Here is a 16,959-nt window from a genome sequence, read left to right on the forward strand (position 1 = left end):
AGCCAGCAACCTGTCATTGCTATTGTTTGTAGGGGAAACTCCATTTAATTTGCACCCATATGAAATCCGGCTCTCATGCCAAACTGCCTGCCAAATCCAGGCCGCCCAGCGCCTCCAGCCCGTCTTTTATTCCCATTAAAAAACTGCTGGTTGCCAACCGCAGCGAAATCGCCATCCGGATTTTTCGTTCGGCCACCGAGCTCGGATTGCGTACCGTGGCCATTTATGCGGAAGAAGACCGCTTTTCCATGCACCGCTTCAAGGCGGACGAGGCCTATCAACTGGATAAAAGCAAGGGGCCGGTCGGGGCCTATCTCGACATCAACGGCATCATTGCCCTGGCGGTCGAGAAAGGCGTGGATGCCATTCATCCCGGCTACGGCTTTCTCTCGGAAAATCCCGCTTTCGCGCGGGCCTGCCAGTCAGCCGGAATTGTTTTCGTCGGGCCCAAACCCGAATTGCTGGAGTTGATGGGCGACAAAGTGGCGGCGCGCGCGCTGGTTGAAAAGCTCAAGCTCCCGACTTTGCCCGGAACCAAGGATCCGATTTCAAACCGGAAAAAAGCGCTGCAAGCCGCAAAACAAATCGGCTTTCCGCTCATGATCAAAGCGGCATTCGGCGGCGGTGGCCGCGGCATGCGCGTGGTGCAAAAGGAGTCCGACCTGGACCGCCTGCTCGACGAAGCCCAAACCGAGGCCGACCGCGCCTTTGGCAATCCCGCCGTTTTTTTGGAAAAATTCATTTCACGGGCGAAACACCTGGAAGTGCAGATTCTCGGCGACAAGCACGGCAATGTGGTACATCTCTACGAGCGCGATTGCTCGATCCAGCGCCGGCACCAGAAGGCAGTGGAAATAGCGCCCTCCGTCGGAATCGACGAAAGTATCCGCCAGGAACTGTTTAACGCCTCGGTGGCGATAGCAAGCGAAGTCGGATATGACAACGCGGGAACCATCGAGTTCCTCTATGACGCGGACCAGAAGGAATGGTTCTTCATCGAAATGAACCCGCGCATCCAGGTGGAGCATACGGTCACGGAAGAAATCACCAACATCGACATCGTCCGCTCGCAGATTCTCATCGCGCAGGGCCATCCGTTGCACGGAACCGAGGCGGGCATTCCGGCGCAGGAGGAAATCCCCTGCATCGGCAACGCCATCCAGTGCCGTGTTACGACCGAGGACCCCGGAAACGGGTTCACTCCGGACTATGGCGAGATACTGACCTACCGCTCGGCGGCCGGATTCGGCATCCGCCTTGACGGAGGAATGGCCACGGCTGGAGCGGTCATCACGCCGTTCTATGATTCGCTCCTGGTGAAAATCACCGCGCATGGAAAAAACTTCCCGATCGTTCTGCAGCGCATGGAACGTTCCCTGCGCGAATTCCGCATCCGCGGGGTCAAGACCAACATTCCCTTTTTGGAAAACGTCATTCTCAACGAAACGTTCCGGGCCGGCCAGGCAACCACGCGGCTCATTGACAGTACGCCCGAACTGTTTGAGTTCAAACCGCGCAAGGACCGGGCGACCCGGTTGCTCGCTTTTTTGGGTGAAGTGATCGTCAACGGGAACCCGCACGCCAAGGGATTCAAACCGGTAAAAATTCCCGCTGAAGCGATCCTGCCGAAGTTTGACCACAAACAGGAACCGCCGCCCGGCTCCCGGCAGCGGCTGCTCGAACTCGGCCCCCGGAAATTTTGCGACTGGGTGCTTGCGCAGAAGCAGTTGCTTCTTACCGACACGACATTCCGCGACGCGCATCAGTCCCTGCTGGCCACCCGGGTCCGGACGTATGACATGGCAGCGGTGGCCGACGCCGTGGCGCGGCTGACGCCACAGTTGTTCAGCCTGGAGATGTGGGGCGGGGCAACCTTTGACACAGCCATGCGTTTTTTGCATGAAGATCCCTGGGACCGTCTGCGCCTTTTGCGAGCCCGGGTTCCGAACATCTGCTTCCAGATGCTGTTCCGCGGTTCCAACGCGGTGGGTTATTCCAATTATCCTGACAATGTGGTGGCGGGATTTGTCAAGCATGCGGCGGAGGAAGGCATCGACATCTTCCGCATCTTCGACTCCCTGAATTACGCTCCCAACCTGAAGGTTGGAATGGAAGCGGCGCTGAAAACGCATGCCATTTGCGAGGCGGCAATCTGTTATACCGGCAACATCCTGGACCCGAAGAGGGACAAATATCCGCTCAAGTATTATGTGAAGTTTGCGAAGGAGCTGGAGCGCATGGGGGCGCACATGCTGGCCATCAAGGACATGGCCGGATTGTGCAGGCCGCATGCCGCCTACAAACTGGTCAAGGCCCTCAAGGAAGAAATCGGCATCCCCATTCATTTCCACACGCACGACACCAGCGGAATCAATGCGGCCTCGATTTTGCAGGCGGCCGAGGCGGGCGTGGACGTCGCGGACGCCGCCATCGCTTCCATGTCCGGCTCCACAAGCCAGCCGAATCTCAATTCCATTGTCGCGGCCCTGCAATTCCATCGCAGGGACACCGGGCTGGATTTGGATACCTTGAACGAATTTTCAGACTATTGGGAGCAGATCCGGACGTATTACGAGCCTTTCGACACCGCGCCCGGCTCCGGTTCCGCCGAAGTCTATCTGCATGAAATGCCCGGCGGCCAATACACCAACCTGAAGGAGCAGGCGGCGAGCATGGACATCGCGCATCGCTGGTCCGAGATCGCCCGCTGCTATGCGGACGTGAATAAATTGTTAGGCGACATTGTCAAGGTGACGCCCAGCAGCAAGGTCGTCGGCGACCTGACCATGTTCCTGATTACGCGCGGCATTCAGCCCAAGGACGTGCCCAATCTGCCGCCCGGAACGGACTTTCCGGAATCGGTAATCGACATGCTTGCCGGCGGACTGGGCCAGCCCTTGGGCGGGTGGCCGAAGAAGCTGCAAAAAACCGTCCTGGGCAGCCGCAAGCCGTTGAAAGGCCGTCCGGGCGCCTCGGCGCAGGCGGTCAATTTCAAGCAGCTTCGCGAGGAGCTGAAAGGCAAATTGCGGCGCGACCCGTCTGACAGCGATGTGTACAGCCACCTGATGTACCCCGCTGTGTTTGCCGAATTTGTAAAATTCCAAAAGGACTACGGCGACGTTTCGGTTCTGCCGACCTGCCCCTTCTTTTATGGATTGAAAATCAACCAGGAAATTTCCGTCCACATCGAGGAGGGAAAAACATTGTTCGTCCGCCTTGTCAATGTGAGCGATGCGGACCAGGAAGGCAAACGGCAGGTGGTGTTTGATCTCAATGGTTTGCCACGGCATACGACCGTGCAGGACAAATCGATCAAGCCGCAGACCCAACCGCGGCAAAAGGCCGACCCTGCCGATTCCCTGCAGGTCGCAGCCCCGATTCCGGGCATGGTGACATCGCTGGCTGTTAGTGTGGGCTCGAAGGTGAAACAGGGCGACAAGCTGCTTATCCTTGAGGCCATGAAAATGACCACCACACTATCATCGCCGGTGGATGGCGTCGTCGCGGAGCTTCATGTCAAGGTGGGCGAGACGGTTGAAAGCAAAGACCTGATCCTCAAGCTGCGCGCGGAGAAATAGAGAGCACGATCCCCCTGACAATGGGGAAGTGAAAGGGGTTGTATTTCCCGCGAACTCCGACATTTGTCGCGAGCGGGAAGACGCGAAAGTAACAAAGATTTTAACCGCAGATGAACGCAGATAATCGCTGATGGAAACGACAAATCGCATTTAAAACCTCGAAACACATTTGGGCAGGCAGGATTTACAGGATCGACATTATGCTTTGCCAGAGGCCTGCTTTTTCGTCCGATAGGCTGCGGACTTTTCGGCCACATGGCAGGTTGTGACTGGGCTAAAGCTGACGTGTACCCGGGCATGAAGGACATCGGCCACCCTGCGGAGCATGGACAACGAATGGCCTTCATAACTCGGAGACTCCAGCCGGCTGACCTGTTGCTGGGAGGTGCTCAACCGACGCGCGAGTTCCGCCTGGCTGAGGCCTGCCATTTTGCGGAGGTTCGTAATTTGAAGTGCAACGTCCCAGGCTTCTCCCGCGCGTTTGAATCGCGCTTCGAAGGCGGGATCTTTGTGCTGCTCTTCTAAATACCTGTCAAAATTGGTTTTTTTCATCTTGTTGCCTCCCGTTCCATCCAATCCTTCATTCGTGCCAAAGCGGTTTCTTTATCCGACACTGGAATCTTCCAGGCTTTGTTCCTAATTCCATGAACAAGAATGATTCTGCGTCCCTTGGTAAAAAACCATAGAACCCGGGTGTTCAGCTTCCCAATATGCCGAAGTTCATAAAGGTTATCCCCGATATCCTTGGAGAGGGGTTCCCGATGACATTGGCGATTTTTCAACTTGTTCAAGCCCGCCATCACAGCGGCATGGTCATCTGGATTGGTTTCCTTTAGCTCCTCCAAAAATTCGAGAACCGGTTTTTTCCCGGTCTCCGATTCATAAAACTCTACAGTGAATTCCATGGGCAGTCAACATCAATATTGATGTATAACCTTTTAGCTCTTCCAAAGAGGATTGTGCGGCGCAACCCAAGGCTTTTCTTTGTCGCTTGTGTGAAAAACGCGTTTCGATTATTGCCTCTGAAAATCCATGCCAATCCGTGGATCAAACGGCGCCCGTTCTTTTACCCTTGTCTCACGTTCGCTGAAGCATTTAGCCCGGATTTTTCACCTGCTTCTGAAAACCCCTGCAAAGTGTCCAGCCAAATGGGCGGGCAAAATCAGGGATGCATTCACATCCGGGCTATAAACAAAACCGCCTGAATTGGATTTTTTTGAATTGGAAACGCCTTATTTTGAGGCGGTTTTGCAATAACCTGCATAGGCGTAGTGCGTGTCTTTCCACGGTCGCGTCACAGCGCAAATAGGTTGATCATTAAAATGAGTGTGAAATATGCAGGTTAGCGCAATCGGCTTGATTCTGTAGTGGCCGGTAATCTTGAACTCGAACAACCGGTCTTCTTCCTGCGCGCCACCGCCAATGTTATGAATGACAAGGGGGCAGCCCGCCGCATCGCTGCGGTCGCTGACGATCATGATGTGGGGAAGATTCTGGGGCACAATGCACGTGACGAGATCGCCCGCTTTATAGTCCGCGGGATTTGTCGAAACGGGCAGTTCGTATCCCTTGCGCTTGAAATAAATCTGCAGATTAGGGACGCGCCGATGGTCAATGTTTTTATCAGGTTGCCTGAGTCCCCACTGCTGGGGATAACTTGAAAAATGCTGCGTCATGTCTTCATGGACTAATTTCTGAAGATCCATGCCCATGCTTGCGCGCAAGGCGCGCACAACCACATCAGAGCATACTCCGCCTGCAATTGGTACATCCCCGCCGGGATAATCCAATTTTTGGTAGCTGGGATCATAACGCAGTGTGCAGCCGATCTGGCAGCGGGCGGCGCTGACAATGTTCACTGGGGCCGCCTCACCGGCAGCCTTAAGCGACAGTGGCAGAGTCAGCAGCCAAAGCGTGATCATTGCCGGAATTTTCATTATGGGATTGAATGTTAAATTTCAGACACTGTGCGCAGAGGAACTGTCTGTGCAGAATTGTTATGCATTTGTTTTGTCACCTTCGAAAGCACGCCTTCGAGAAGCGGCGTCATCAGGTTCAGTTTCTTTAACTGAATCACGGTGTTCCACAGCGGCTCGAATTTCTTCCATCCGCTCGTGTAAAAGAAATGTTTCAGTTGATGTTTAAGCGCGCCATGAGACAAACTGCTCTGGAAGATTGAACTCCACTTGTAGAATTCGCGATACGACCGGTCATATCCGTCTTTCAGTTGCGCGGCGCTTATTTGCGTGGGCATGAATGTAACATGGCGGGTGTCGTATAGGTCCCAATTATCGGTCATGATGCGGTTTGCATCCTTCATCTTCTGATAAAATGCGGTTCCAGGATAGGGTGTGGCAATATGAAAGGTGGCGGTTGTAATTCCGGACTCGACCGCCCATGAAACCGTCCTTTCAAATACTTCATGGTCGTCGCCATCCAAGCCAAAAACAAAACTCCCGTTTATCATAATCCCCAGTTCATGCAACCTATTGACGGCATTGCGATAATTTCTGCCCAGATTTTGCCGTTTATTGCTCTGCCTCAGATTTGATGAATCCAAACTCTCAAATCCCACAAAAATGCTCCTCAGGCCGGCATCCGCAGCCGATTCAATCAGGTCGCCATCCAGTATGGAGTCCACTGTGGCCGCGCCTTGAAAAATTCTCTTCATGCCCCTCATTCCATTGAATAAATCACGGGCAAATTGTTTATGTCCGAGCAAGTGGTCGTCTAAAAAGTAAAGATGTCGTCCGGGGAGCCGCTCGATCTCGCTCAAGGCTTCCTCCACATTCTGGGTATAAAAGGGCCTCCCTCCCTTGAAAAAGGCGTCCTTGTAACAAAACTCGCAATGGTGGGGACAACCTCTGGTAACCACGATTGAGTTTGGAACCAAATATAACTCCCGCTGAATCAGGTCCCTGCGAATAGGCGGGACTCCCTTCAATGTCCTGTTTTTCGAAGTATATTCTTTTTGTAGTGTCTTGTTTTTAAAGTCTTTTAAAAATGCGGGAAACGACTCTTCAGCAGGTCCGATAAAAATAGCGTCCGCATGCACAGACGCCTCTTGTGGCAGTGATGTCACATGCAATCCTCCCAGGATTACAAACACGCCCTTTTTGCGATAGTGGTCAGCAGTCCGGTATGCCCGGTAGGCATTGGTTATATAAACTTGGATAACAACAATGTCCGGTTCATCATCCAGGTACAATTTCTGCACATGCTCATCGATGATTTCCGCGTTGTCGGATGGCGATAAATAACCGGCAAGCGTTGCCAATCCAAGAGGGGGGAAAAGCGAATACTTAATCGGCCGCCAAAAGGGGCCCTCGGCTTCTGTTAAGGCCGGCAGTATGAATTTTATCTTCATTCAAACAATTCTCCGATGGCCCGGCCCTAAAGGTTACTTCGGACTTTTTTCCGGCGCGGGCGGCCTGGGCGGGGGAGGCAACGCCTTATAAGCTCCAGAGACTTGCAAATCAATGCTGTAAAGGGAGGTTCGGGCGGTGACAAACAGGGTTTTATGGTTCTTGCCCCCAAACGTCACATTCGAGGGCTGTTCCGGGAATTGGATGCATTCAAGCAGCACGCCTTCCGGCGAATAAATGGCCACTTTTTTCCCGGCCATATAAACATTGCCGTTATCATCCAAAGTCATCCCGTCGCAATCCTGTTCGGCAAAAAGCCGTTTGTTTCTCAGATTGCCGCCCCGGACGATGGTGTACACCCAGACCCGTTTGGCGCCTTCATCGGAGATGTACAGTTTTTTACCGTCCGGTGTGCCGGCCAGGCCGTTGGGCTTTATCAAATCATCGGTGACCCGCCTCAGCTTCCCGTCCTTGGGCAGGTAATAGACATGCATGCCGTCCTGTTCGAGGTCATCGGTCTTGCCGTAGCGGGGATCGCTGAAATAAATCCCGCCCGCGGGGTCAACCCAGAGGTCGTTCGGGCTGTTGAGCTTTTTCCCCTCGTAACTGTCCGCCAGCGGGGTCAATTGGCCGTTGAGATTGTCACGGATCAGGCGGCGTCCGGCGCCTTCGCAGACGAGCAGGCTCCCGTCCGAATCGAAGTACAGCCCGTTGGCGGCGTTGGATTTTTCCCGGTACAGCTTCAGGTCGCCATTGAGGGTCCAGATGTAGATCCGGTTGTTGGGTATGTCGCTGAAATAAAGGTTGCCGCCCGAATCGCAGGCGGGGCCTTCCGCAAAGCGGAACCCGCCGGCGAGATACCGGATTTCCGCGCCGGGTTGGATCAGGCCCGGGTCGTGTGCCGACACAGGGTTCTGGGAGATTGCGAGCAGTGCAAAGGACAATGCAAAATGGAGCAGGGAGCGTGGATTCATAATCTGAAGTCGGTTTATCCGGATCATGATACAGATTTACGCAGAAGAAAAAAGCAGCTTTTCAAGCAGCCTGCCCCGATGACTATCGGGGATGGAAGAACCCACTTGGTCACAGCGTGAGCCCATTTCATGGCTCGCCTTGTGTTTCGGCAATGAACTTCTGGAGAAAAGACAAATAGTTCCTCGACCCGGGAATATCGCTCCTATGGGTGTCGATTGAGTGTTGCACAGTCTCGATTGCTTTGAGCCAGTCAGATATTTCAAGCGGGCTCTCAATAAGGCTTCCATCGGCATCATTGGATTGCTCCATGATATCGTCTGGCGCGAGGTAAATGCTCCTGGCAAGCCCCGTCAAAATGCGATCCCGCTCTGTTGCTTCAGGCAAATTTGGCTGTGCGCCTTGAACGAGCTTGCGGGCCTTTATGATTGTGGACCGGACTTGAGAATCGGTTAGCTCGCATCCAGACGTTTGGGCAAGCGTGTCAGCCGCGCAGATCATCTGCTCGATATGGAACATCAGGCCTGCAAAGAAGGCGTTCTTCATTCGATTTGTTGGGTTGGATTTCATTTGTTATTCCGATACGTCAGGCAACGTTCTGTCCAGCCTTCGAGCCAGCGTTTTTCGTCCCGTTCCGGCGGTGAGTTGGCCACACGGCGTTTCAGCATCCGGATTGCTGCGGCCGAAAATTCAACCAAAGCGGGATTGCCCGGCGCGGTGTTTTTCATGCTCTGCAAAACCTGGAGCAGGCCCCAGCCTTCGCCTTTGTAACGCTCGGTTTCCTTGATGCCTTCGCCCTTGAAGTTGACGTAATCGATCAGCGCATACAGGCCGTGAGGGGTTGCGGCAACCCGGTAAAATTTATCCCGGATCGGACCGGTCTCGGCGGGCGGCAGGGTTTCCAAAATCCGGGGCAGGGCCTGTTCGAGTCTCTGGGCTGCGAATTGGGCCTGGAGTTCAATCGTGTCGCGCAGAAAAATCCGCAGCGAGTTCATTTCCGGGCTGTTTTGTTCCGTAAGGAATTTCTCGCGCGAGTTCCAGGGACATTCACGGTATTTCAACAGGACTTCGGGGAGCTTGGCGCCGCGGGATTGGATGTAAGCCCGCACCAGGGGAAAACTTTCCTCAAACGGGCCCCGGTAATTTTTGGGATACCAGATGAAATGGCAGATGCCGAGCGAGGCGAAGTTTTCGCCCTCGTTCCAGGACGTGAGGCCCTCGATGGTGCCGTCGCATTCGTTCCGCCAGATTTTTTTGCCGATTTCGAGCGCCTGCTCGCGCGTGACTTGGACCTCGGCCCGGCCGGACGATGTTGCCAGCGCCAGGAAGATGCATAGAAGCGGAAGAATGGGTCGCCATAGGGCAATTTTGGACTGCGGTGGCATGACACCGCTTTTCATTACGGGCGACATGTCGCCCGTTTCCAAAGCGCAGACATGTCTGCGCACTCCAAAGTCGGACTTGCGATGACGCCGGGCGACGCGGCAGTATTCAGGGCCGCCTTGGCTTAATAATCCAGATGTGATTGTTCGGATCATAATGGCGGAAACTCCTCTCCACTGTTCAGGCGTTCGTATTCTTCAAGCGTGCCGACATTGAACCAGTACCCTTGATTGAGCGGCATGCCGAAAAGCGGGCCGTGTTCCCGGGCCATCTGCGACCAGATGGCGGCGAGCCCGCGGGGATTGGAATCGGGAATGCGCCGCAGGAAGGCCGGTTCAATGACGGCGACATTGGCGTAGTCGTGATAGGCAAGATCGGAGCGCGACGCGAATCGCCCCACATCGCCTATGCGGCCATCCGGATCAATGCCGACAGTCTCTATGCCGGGGCGCGTGCGCAGCGCGAGACTGATTTCGGAGTCATGAGCGCGATGAAAATCCAGGAGGGCGTCGATGGGCAGGTCGCTAAGCACATCTCCGCTGTGCAAAAGAATCGTTTCATCGCCCAGCAGGTCCTCGACGTTTTTGAGCCCGCCGGCCGTGCCAAGCAAGAGCGGTTCATGGCGCAATACAAGTGGCAGGCCGTGCCAGGTGTTGTCCGGAAAAGCCGCGGCGTAAACTGCGGCGCAATGATGGGTGTTGATGATAAAGCGCCGGATGCCAGCCCGGGCCAGATGCTCGAAAACGTATGTGATCATCGGACGACCGCAGACGGGCAGGAGGGGTTTGGGGCAGGCGTCGGTCAACGGCTTGAGCCGGGTTCCCAGACCCGCGCCCAAAATAAAAGCTGTCGTGACTTTTTTCAAAACCGCATCACTCTTACCGAATTCAAAACGCGTGTAAATGATGCATACAACAAACTTTGAACCGTTGCGGGAGGCCACGATCCGGGCTTTATCCCTGGACCCGTCCGAACCGCTGGAATTCGACCCGCTCCTGAAGGGGGGCTCCGACCGGCATTTTTACCGGTTGAAGGCCGGTGGGGGACGTTCCTGGATTGCCGTGTGTTATGGCACCGAACGGGCGGAAAACGCGCTTTATACGGACATTGCCCGTTTCCTGGAAAAGATCGGGGTGCCGGTACCGCGCATTGTGGCCGAGGATGCGGCAGGCCGCATGCTCTGGCTGGAAGATCTGGGTGGCGAGGATTTGTATTTTTATCGCAGCGCAGCGTGGGATCAAAAGTTGGAATTGTACGGAAAGGCAATCCGCGCAGCGTCCGTGTTGCATGGCAGCGGATGGGAACGGGCCCAGGCTCTGAAACTGGAGTTGATGCCGGGGTTTGACGAAAAACTCTACGCCTGGGAGCGAAACTATTTTTATGACGAATTTTTGGCCGGGGTTTGCCGCGATCCGCTCGACACCGGCGCGCGTGAAAAGATAGAGGCTGACTTCCAGCCCGTTGCCCGCCGCTTTTCGGAAGCCGCGCCCGAACTGGTACACCGCGATTTTCAATCGCAGAACATCATGGTGCGGGGCGGGGATGTGGTCCTGATCGATTTTCAAGGCATGCGCCGCGGGGTGCGGCATTACGACCTGGCCTCGCTGATTTTTGATCCCTATGTGGTTTTCACAACGGGAGAACGGGAAAAGTTGATAGGGCTGGCCTTTTCCCTGGATGGCGGCGGGCAGAGCCCCGCGGATTTTCGGCGGGACCTGCTGGCCGCCGCCACGCAGCGGTTGATGCAGGCGCTTGGCGCTTATGGATTGCTGGGCTTGAAAAAGGAAAAAACCGCGTTTTTGCGCCACATTCCGCATGCGCTTGAAAATCTGGGATGGGTGCTGCGCGCCGGTGGGATTTCAACAGCGCTGTTGGAGCGCGTGGAAAAACATCTGCCTGTGTGCAAAGAAAAATATGCCGCAACGAAACCCGGTGCTTGAATTGCTGGCGGGATACAAGGCCTTCGACGGAAACGAAGCCGCTTTGTTGGAGCGGATTCTGGAGTTTGTTCGCAGGGAACCCGCCTGCTTTGAGCGCTCAACGCAGGAAGGGCATTTGACCGGCTCGGCCTGGGTTCTGGACCCGGCTGCAAAAAAAGTGCTTCTACTGCACCACGCCAAGCTCGGAAAATGGCTGCAGCCGGGAGGCCATGCCGATGGAGATCCGGATCTCGAACGGGTTGCCAGGCGCGAGGTATTCGAGGAAACCGGCCTTGAAGGCCTGGAATTGTCCGGCAACGGAATTTTTGATGTGGATGCGCATTGGATACCGGCGTGGAAGGATGATCCCGGCCATTGGCATTTTGACGTGCGGTTTTGTTTTTTGGCGGACAGCAATGCGCCGTTGCGTGTTAATGCGGAGTCGCACGAGCTGGCCTGGGTGCCGCTGGATCGGGTGGGGGAATATACGCAGGAAGAATCGGTGCGGCGGATGGTGCGGAAAAGCGGATAAAAACAAGTTTTCGCGCCAAGTTCGCAAAGAAACGCCAAGGGAAACAAATTTTAACCGCGGATAAACGCTGATTTCCGCAGATGGAAAACAAGCGCATTCCTCACGCAAAGGCGCGAAGCCGCAATGAAAAGCACTTAAACCACTAAAATCACGAACAAAGGATTGGCCGCGAACTCCGACATCCGTCGCGAGCGGAGGGACGCGAAGGAAAATAATTTTGAACCACGGATAAACACGGATTTGGAACGGAGTGGCTATTGAGTTATTTAAAGGGAGCGCAGGCGTCCCGCCTGCACCGAGAGGCATCCTACCTCTCGGCTGTTTATAATGAGATCAGAAAAGGACATTCTTGCACCCTGGTTTTGAGATCGTAGGGTTTTAACATGCACTATACCGCCATAATTAAGCAGGATGGAGATTGGTGGATTGGTTGGGTCGGGGAAGTTTCGGGAGTTAATGCACAGGAAAAGAGCAAGGCGGAATTAATTTCCTCACTACGGGGGCTTCTTATGGAAGCGCTTGAGTTTAACCGGGCAGAAGCACGCTTTGCAGCAGAAGCAAATTACACTGAGGAACTGCTATCAATATGAAGCGCAGCGATTTCGTGCACCATCTTGATCTGCACAGATGCACCCTCGTCAGGGAAGGGGGTAATCATCCCTGGTGCGTTAACCGCTCAAAAAACAGAAGATCTAGCGTTCCTCCTCATGACGAAATCTCTGATATACTAGCTCGAAAAATTTGTAGGGATTTGGACATACAGGAAACCCCGCGTCCGCAGCCTTCCGGGAGAAAAACAAGACTTTTTGAAATATGTATTGATGACGATTCCCCTCAAGAACTGAAGGATTATGTAAAGCGGATGCGAGGCTCTGATTATAAGCCAACGCCTGAAGATCAGGTTATCTTTGAGAAATACGCGGTTGAAAAAACACCCGATTCCGGATTGCCACATCCATGATCAAATTCGCCGCATTTTTTGCTTACCCTGTCGCTGAGCTGCGGCGGGCGAGGATGTTTCACGAGGGGATTCCCGGGCTCACCACGCGTAATCCACGGCTTCTCAATATCCGCGACCATCCGTGTTTATCCGTGGTTCAATTCGAGTTTTGAGTTCCCCGTTTCAAGCGGGCTTCGCGATCTTCCTGTGAATATCAAGTTTTAAGTCTTAAGTTTGTAAGTTGTAAGCGGTTCCCATTCCCGATGATTTATTTGCTGCTATCCCGACGATGGCTGGCATAATGGCATCATGGAAGCGTGTGTGTATCCTGAAGATCTTGAAGAGTGGTGGGGAAGACAGGCTCTCAACCATTTTCATCTGCGCGATCTGAAGGTTGCGGCCCAAAAGCTGGCTCTGCAGGCCGGGAAATTAAGCGATGCCTTCACCACGGAACGATCTGCGAAATTTGCCGGTTGTTATGAAACCCCGTTGGATTGGATTACTTACGGCAATTTCTTTTTCCCCCAGACTTACGCCAGGACACAGCTTGCCCTGTCCGAGCTGACGCAATTCAGGGGCTGGAAGCCGGCAGGCAACCGCCCGCTGAAAATTCTGGATGTGGGGGGAGGCAGCGGCGCCGCATTGATCGCAGCCGTGGACACCCTGGCCGCTCAATCGGAAAATCTGAATTTTGAGGCGACGTTGCTGGACCAATCCGAACTGGCATTGAAATATTATCGCGCGCTTTCGCGGGACCGCCGCAAACGTTCCCTTTTCAAAACGACGATCCAGCAAGCGAGCCTGGCCGAGCCGGAGAAATGGCAGAATACAGCCTCGAAATTCGATCTGATCCTCGTGAGCTTTTCGCTGGGCGAGGCTTTTCACGAAAAGCCCGGCACGGAAGTCTTGGCATGGTTGGATCGAATGGAAGACTTGCTGGAAGTGGGCGGAATTCTTCTGATTCTGGAACCTGCGTTGAAGGAAACCAGCGAGCGGTTGGAGCGCCTGCGCAATCACGCCGCCGCAACCCCGTCCTGGCATATCTGGGGGCCCTGCCTGCACCGCCATCATTGCCCGCTGCTGGAAGGAAAAAAATTCTGGTGCCATGAGGTCCGGCATTGGCAGGTGCCGCCCATGGTCAACCGCATCAACACCGGCCTCAAACGCTCCGTCTGGGACCTCAAGTTCAGCTTTCTCGCGCTTGGAAATACGGAGCCATCCCGCCACTACAACGGTTCGGAATATCTGCGTCTGCTCTCTCCCGTCGCCAAGGGGCACGGACGCCTGCTGTTGTCAGGCTGCAACGCCGCCGGCGCGCATGCAGAATACGACATCCTCAAACGCCATTTGTCGAAAGAGCAAACGGCCAAAATTGAAACTCTCGAGCGGGGTGATATTATTTCCCTGGGAACTTTGGAAACGCTCGGTGGCACGGGCCAGTTCCGCATCGTGAACCCGGATCAAATCCAGCGGGTCCTTTTGAATTCATGATCGTCGAAGTCATCAACACCGGCAGTGAGCTGCTTCTGGGGCATACCCTCAACACGCATCTGGGTTATCTTTCCAGCCGGTTGCTGCCGCTGGGCCTGCAAATTCAACGGCAACAAACCGTGCCGGATGGTCCGGAGATCGAGCACGCCCTGCGCGAAGCGCTTTCCCGTTCCGAGATTATTATTGTGACCGGCGGTTTGGGGCCGACTTCGGACGATCTCACGCGCGACATCGCGGCGCGTTTGTTCCAGGCCCCGCTTGAATTTCATCCGGAGATCCTGGAAATAATCCTGGGTCGTTTTGCCCGGCGCAAGATATGTCCTCCCGACATGGTGCGAGTGCAGGCATTTGTTCCCAAAGGCGCCGCTGTTTTGCCCAATGAGCATGGCACCGCGCCTGGGCTTTATTTTGAGCGTGACGGGAAACACATTTTTTTTCTGCCCGGTCCTCCGAACGAACTGCATCCCATGTTCGAGGATTCCGTCCTGCCGCGATTGCGCGGCCTGTCTGCCGGGCGGGCGGCTATATTGAGCAAAACCCTGCGCGTTTACGGACAGGGCGAATCCTTCGTGCAGGAAGCGGTTGAAAAGCCTGTCAAGAAACTGGGCGCTATCGAAGTTGGTTATTGCGCGCGCGCCGGGGAAGTGGATTTGAGGCTTATGGCGCAGGACCCGGATCTGTTGGCCCGCGCCGCCGATCTCGCCCGGCATTTGTTGGGGCACTCTGTTTATGCCGAGGATGAGGCCGGGATGGAAGAAACGGTGGTGCATCTTGCAACCCAAAAAAATTGTACGCTTGCCACAGCCGAGTCCTGTACCGGCGGGCTTGTTGCCCATCGCCTGACCAACGTGCCCGGCGCTTCAGCCGTGTTCCTGCGCGGATGGGTCACTTACAGCAACCTGTCCAAAATTGAGGAATTGGGGGTCCGCGAGGAAACGCTTCGAGCGCATGGGGCGGTCAGTGCTGAGACAGCTTCCGAAATGGCGCGGGGCGCCCTTCAAAAGAGCAAAGCGGCGCTGGCCGTGGCGGTGACGGGCATTGCCGGGCCCGGGGGAGGGACTGCTGAAAAGCCGGTGGGTACGACTTTCTTTGCTTTGGCGCAGCTAAATTTTAACACAAATGATATAAAAGTTGCCACATACGCAAAACATCTTGTTCCCCAGCGTGAAGTCTTTAAAACTATGGCCTCGCAATTTGCGCTCGACCTCTTGCGGCGGGCCTTGCTTGCTCTAAACTGAACAACAAACACATAAATCTATGCCACCAAAAGCCGAAAAATCCGAACCCAAAACAGAACCGAAAGCCGCCACAGCCGATAAGGACCGTAAAAATCTGGATCTCGCCATCCAGTCCATTGTCAAACAATACGGCGACAACTCCATCATGCGCCTGGGGGACGAGCGGGCGAAGTTGAAAATCGATGTGATTCCGACCGGCGCGGTTGTGATTGATCGCGCGCTTGGCGTGGGCGGGTTCCCGAGAGGCCGCATCATTGAAATCTACGGGCCGGAATCTTCAGGTAAAACCACCCTCACGCTGACCGTGATTGCCCAGGCCCAGAAAATGGGCGGCACGGCCGCATTTATCGACGTGGAGCACGCCCTGGATCCAAGCTACGCGCGCAAGCTTGGCGTCAACATGAACGAGCTGCTGGTTTCCCAGCCTGACTCGGGCGAGGAAGCCCTTACCATCACCGAAACCCTGGTACGCTCAAACGCGATTGATGTCATCGTGGTCGATTCCGTGGCCGCGCTGGTCACAAAATCCGAACTGGAAGGCCAGATGGGCGACGCGGTCGTCGGCTCACAAGCGCGACTGATGAGTCAGGCCATGCGCAAGCTCACCGCGCTGATCAGCAGGGCCCGGACCATCTGTATTTTTACCAACCAGATGCGCGAAAAAATCGGCGTCATGTTTGGCAGTCCGGAAACCACGCCGGGAGGGAAGGCGCTCAAGTTTTATGCGAGCGTGCGCGTGGACATCCGCCGCATCGGCGCGATCAAGTCGGCTGACGGAACCGTTCTGGGGAATCGCACCCGCGTCAAGCTGGTCAAGAACAAGGTGGCCCCTCCGTTTACCGAGGCCGAATTCGACATCATGTATGACGAAGGCATCTCCAAGACCGGGTCGTTGCTGGATCTGGCCATCGAAATCAACATCCTGGAAAAGAAGGGCGCTTGGATTTCATTTGAAGGCACCCAGATTGCCAACGGCCGGGATGCCGCCAAGGAGGAGCTCAAGAAAAGCCCTGAGCTCTATGCCCGGATTGAAAAGGCCGTGCTGGCCAAACTCAACGAGGTTCCCCTGCCCATCGGCAAAGCGGATAAGGCGGATAAGCCGGATGGCGGCGCGGCGGCTGAATAAGTAAGAGGCCATGAGCCAGGACGGAGTTGACGATCCGCGATCTCTGGATTGCCGCGTCGTCCGGCTGAGCCGTTCTCCTCGCAATGACGTTGTCGTGTACTTCGTCATCGCGAGAACCCAAACCTTTCAAAAAAGGTGTTTTGAGCGGGAATGAACGTGGGTTCGTGAGAGAAGCACCAAAGGTGCGGCCCATACCAGCCTGGGGCAACGCCCCAGGAATACGAATAGTATAAAATCTCAAGCACTGAAGGTGCGCTCTAACGTATGTCGAGCTCTGGGTCGCTCCTTCAGAGCTCGATACATTTTTATACGTCCACACCTAGGGCTTCGCCCCAGGCTGGTATAGGGCGGACCTTCGGCCCTCATGAAGCACACAAAATATCTAAGGTATTCTATCTTAACATCTTGTAGCAAA

15 protein-coding genes are annotated in these 16,959 nt (G+C 54.9%); 7 read left to right on the plus strand and 8 right to left on the minus strand.

Features of this window, described 5'->3' with window-relative positions:
• Positions 1-59 precede the first annotated feature (59 nt).
• Positions 60-3,578 (plus strand): pyruvate carboxylase, encoded by a 3,519-nt coding sequence (locus PHD76_07170; protein ID MDD5261616.1) that lies wholly within the window; start codon positions 60-62, stop codon positions 3,576-3,578.
• A 198-nt stretch (positions 3,579-3,776) separates the two neighbouring features.
• On the opposite strand, the gene PHD76_07175 is transcribed toward PHD76_07170, so the two are convergent.
• The 8 genes from PHD76_07175 to PHD76_07210 all read right to left on the minus strand — a co-directional run bounded on the left by PHD76_07175 (position 3,777) and on the right by PHD76_07210 (position 10,163).
• Positions 3,777-4,130 (minus strand): helix-turn-helix transcriptional regulator, encoded by a 354-nt coding sequence (locus PHD76_07175; GenBank protein MDD5261617.1) that lies wholly within the window; start codon positions 4,128-4,130, stop codon positions 3,777-3,779.
• Positions 4,127-4,483: a type II toxin-antitoxin system RelE/ParE family toxin gene (locus PHD76_07180; GenBank protein MDD5261618.1), complete on the minus strand. Its 357-nt coding sequence runs from the start codon at positions 4,481-4,483 to the stop codon at positions 4,127-4,129. Before PHD76_07180 ends, PHD76_07175 begins: the two co-directional genes overlap by 4 nt.
• A gap of 327 nt (positions 4,484-4,810) precedes the next feature.
• On the minus strand, positions 4,811-5,515 hold the full coding sequence (locus PHD76_07185) for a DUF1287 domain-containing protein (protein MDD5261619.1): 705 nt from the start codon (positions 5,513-5,515) through the stop codon (positions 4,811-4,813).
• Positions 5,516-5,529: 14 nt separating this feature from the next.
• A complete protein-coding gene (locus tag PHD76_07190; GenBank protein ID MDD5261620.1) occupies positions 5,530-6,945 on the minus strand; it encodes a radical SAM protein in 1,416 nt (471 codons plus the stop codon).
• Between the two features lie 33 nt (positions 6,946-6,978).
• Positions 6,979-7,917, minus strand: a complete 939-nt coding sequence (locus PHD76_07195; protein MDD5261621.1) for an SMP-30/gluconolactonase/LRE family protein — start codon at positions 7,915-7,917, stop codon at positions 6,979-6,981.
• 127 nt (positions 7,918-8,044) lie between these two features.
• Positions 8,045-8,485, minus strand: a complete 441-nt coding sequence (locus PHD76_07200) for a hypothetical protein (GenBank protein ID MDD5261622.1) — start codon at positions 8,483-8,485, stop codon at positions 8,045-8,047.
• On the minus strand, positions 8,482-9,300 hold the full coding sequence (locus tag PHD76_07205) for a hypothetical protein (GenBank protein ID MDD5261623.1): 819 nt from the start codon (positions 9,298-9,300) through the stop codon (positions 8,482-8,484). The genes PHD76_07200 and PHD76_07205 overlap by 4 nt, the downstream gene beginning before the upstream one ends.
• A 149-nt stretch (positions 9,301-9,449) precedes the next feature.
• Positions 9,450-10,163: a nucleotidyltransferase family protein gene (locus PHD76_07210; GenBank protein ID MDD5261624.1), complete on the minus strand. Its 714-nt coding sequence runs from the start codon at positions 10,161-10,163 to the stop codon at positions 9,450-9,452.
• A gap of 37 nt (positions 10,164-10,200) precedes the next feature.
• Between PHD76_07210 and PHD76_07215 the strand changes: the two genes are divergently transcribed.
• The 6 genes from PHD76_07215 to recA all read left to right on the plus strand — a co-directional run bounded on the left by PHD76_07215 (position 10,201) and on the right by recA (position 16,544).
• Positions 10,201-11,238, plus strand: a complete 1,038-nt coding sequence (locus tag PHD76_07215) for a phosphotransferase (GenBank protein MDD5261625.1) — start codon at positions 10,201-10,203, stop codon at positions 11,236-11,238.
• Complete coding sequence (locus PHD76_07220) at positions 11,213-11,749, plus strand: NUDIX hydrolase (protein ID MDD5261626.1); 537 nt, start codon at positions 11,213-11,215, stop codon at positions 11,747-11,749. The genes PHD76_07215 and PHD76_07220 overlap by 26 nt, the downstream gene beginning before the upstream one ends.
• A gap of 383 nt (positions 11,750-12,132) precedes the next feature.
• The gene (locus PHD76_07225; GenBank protein MDD5261627.1) at positions 12,133-12,339 is read left to right on the plus strand and encodes a hypothetical protein; all 207 of its coding nucleotides are present in this window, start codon (positions 12,133-12,135) and stop codon (positions 12,337-12,339) included.
• A gap of 659 nt (positions 12,340-12,998) precedes the next feature.
• Positions 12,999-14,180, plus strand: coding sequence for a small ribosomal subunit Rsm22 family protein (locus PHD76_07230; GenBank protein MDD5261628.1), 1,182 nt, complete (start codon positions 12,999-13,001; stop codon positions 14,178-14,180).
• Positions 14,177-15,418, plus strand: coding sequence for a competence/damage-inducible protein A (locus PHD76_07235; protein ID MDD5261629.1), 1,242 nt, complete (start codon positions 14,177-14,179; stop codon positions 15,416-15,418). Before PHD76_07230 ends, PHD76_07235 begins: the two co-directional genes overlap by 4 nt.
• A 19-nt stretch (positions 15,419-15,437) precedes the next feature.
• Positions 15,438-16,544, plus strand: coding sequence for a recombinase RecA (recA, locus tag PHD76_07240; GenBank protein ID MDD5261630.1), 1,107 nt, complete (start codon positions 15,438-15,440; stop codon positions 16,542-16,544).
• Positions 16,545-16,959: the final 415 nt, after the last annotated feature.

The organism is Candidatus Methylacidiphilales bacterium, from assembly GCA_028713655.1.
Lineage (GTDB): Bacteria > Verrucomicrobiota > Verrucomicrobiia > Methylacidiphilales > JAAUTS01 > JAQTNW01.

What these genes read in the sequence shown, in the direction of transcription:
- PHD76_07170 (MDD5261616.1), top strand. Translation starts at nt 60, where the DNA reads ATGAAATCCGGCTCTCATGCCAAACTGCCTGCCAAATCCAGGCCGCCC.
- PHD76_07175 (MDD5261617.1), bottom strand. Translation starts at nt 4,130, where the DNA reads ATGAAAAAAACCAATTTTGACAGGTATTTAGAAGAGCAGCACAAAGAT.
- PHD76_07180 (MDD5261618.1), bottom strand. Translation starts at nt 4,483, where the DNA reads ATGGAATTCACTGTAGAGTTTTATGAATCGGAGACCGGGAAAAAACCG.
- PHD76_07185 (MDD5261619.1), bottom strand. Translation starts at nt 5,515, where the DNA reads ATGAAAATTCCGGCAATGATCACGCTTTGGCTGCTGACTCTGCCACTG.
- PHD76_07190 (MDD5261620.1), bottom strand. Translation starts at nt 6,945, where the DNA reads ATGAAGATAAAATTCATACTGCCGGCCTTAACAGAAGCCGAGGGCCCC.
- PHD76_07195 (MDD5261621.1), bottom strand. Translation starts at nt 7,917, where the DNA reads ATGAATCCACGCTCCCTGCTCCATTTTGCATTGTCCTTTGCACTGCTC.
- PHD76_07200 (MDD5261622.1), bottom strand. Translation starts at nt 8,485, where the DNA reads ATGAAATCCAACCCAACAAATCGAATGAAGAACGCCTTCTTTGCAGGC.
- PHD76_07205 (MDD5261623.1), bottom strand. Translation starts at nt 9,300, where the DNA reads ATGCCACCGCAGTCCAAAATTGCCCTATGGCGACCCATTCTTCCGCTT.
- PHD76_07215 (MDD5261625.1), top strand. Translation starts at nt 10,201, where the DNA reads ATGATGCATACAACAAACTTTGAACCGTTGCGGGAGGCCACGATCCGG.
- PHD76_07220 (MDD5261626.1), top strand. Translation starts at nt 11,213, where the DNA reads ATGCCGCAACGAAACCCGGTGCTTGAATTGCTGGCGGGATACAAGGCC.
- PHD76_07225 (MDD5261627.1), top strand. Translation starts at nt 12,133, where the DNA reads ATGCACTATACCGCCATAATTAAGCAGGATGGAGATTGGTGGATTGGT.
- PHD76_07230 (MDD5261628.1), top strand. Translation starts at nt 12,999, where the DNA reads ATGGAAGCGTGTGTGTATCCTGAAGATCTTGAAGAGTGGTGGGGAAGA.
- PHD76_07235 (MDD5261629.1), top strand. Translation starts at nt 14,177, where the DNA reads ATGATCGTCGAAGTCATCAACACCGGCAGTGAGCTGCTTCTGGGGCAT.
- recA (MDD5261630.1), top strand. Translation starts at nt 15,438, where the DNA reads ATGCCACCAAAAGCCGAAAAATCCGAACCCAAAACAGAACCGAAAGCC.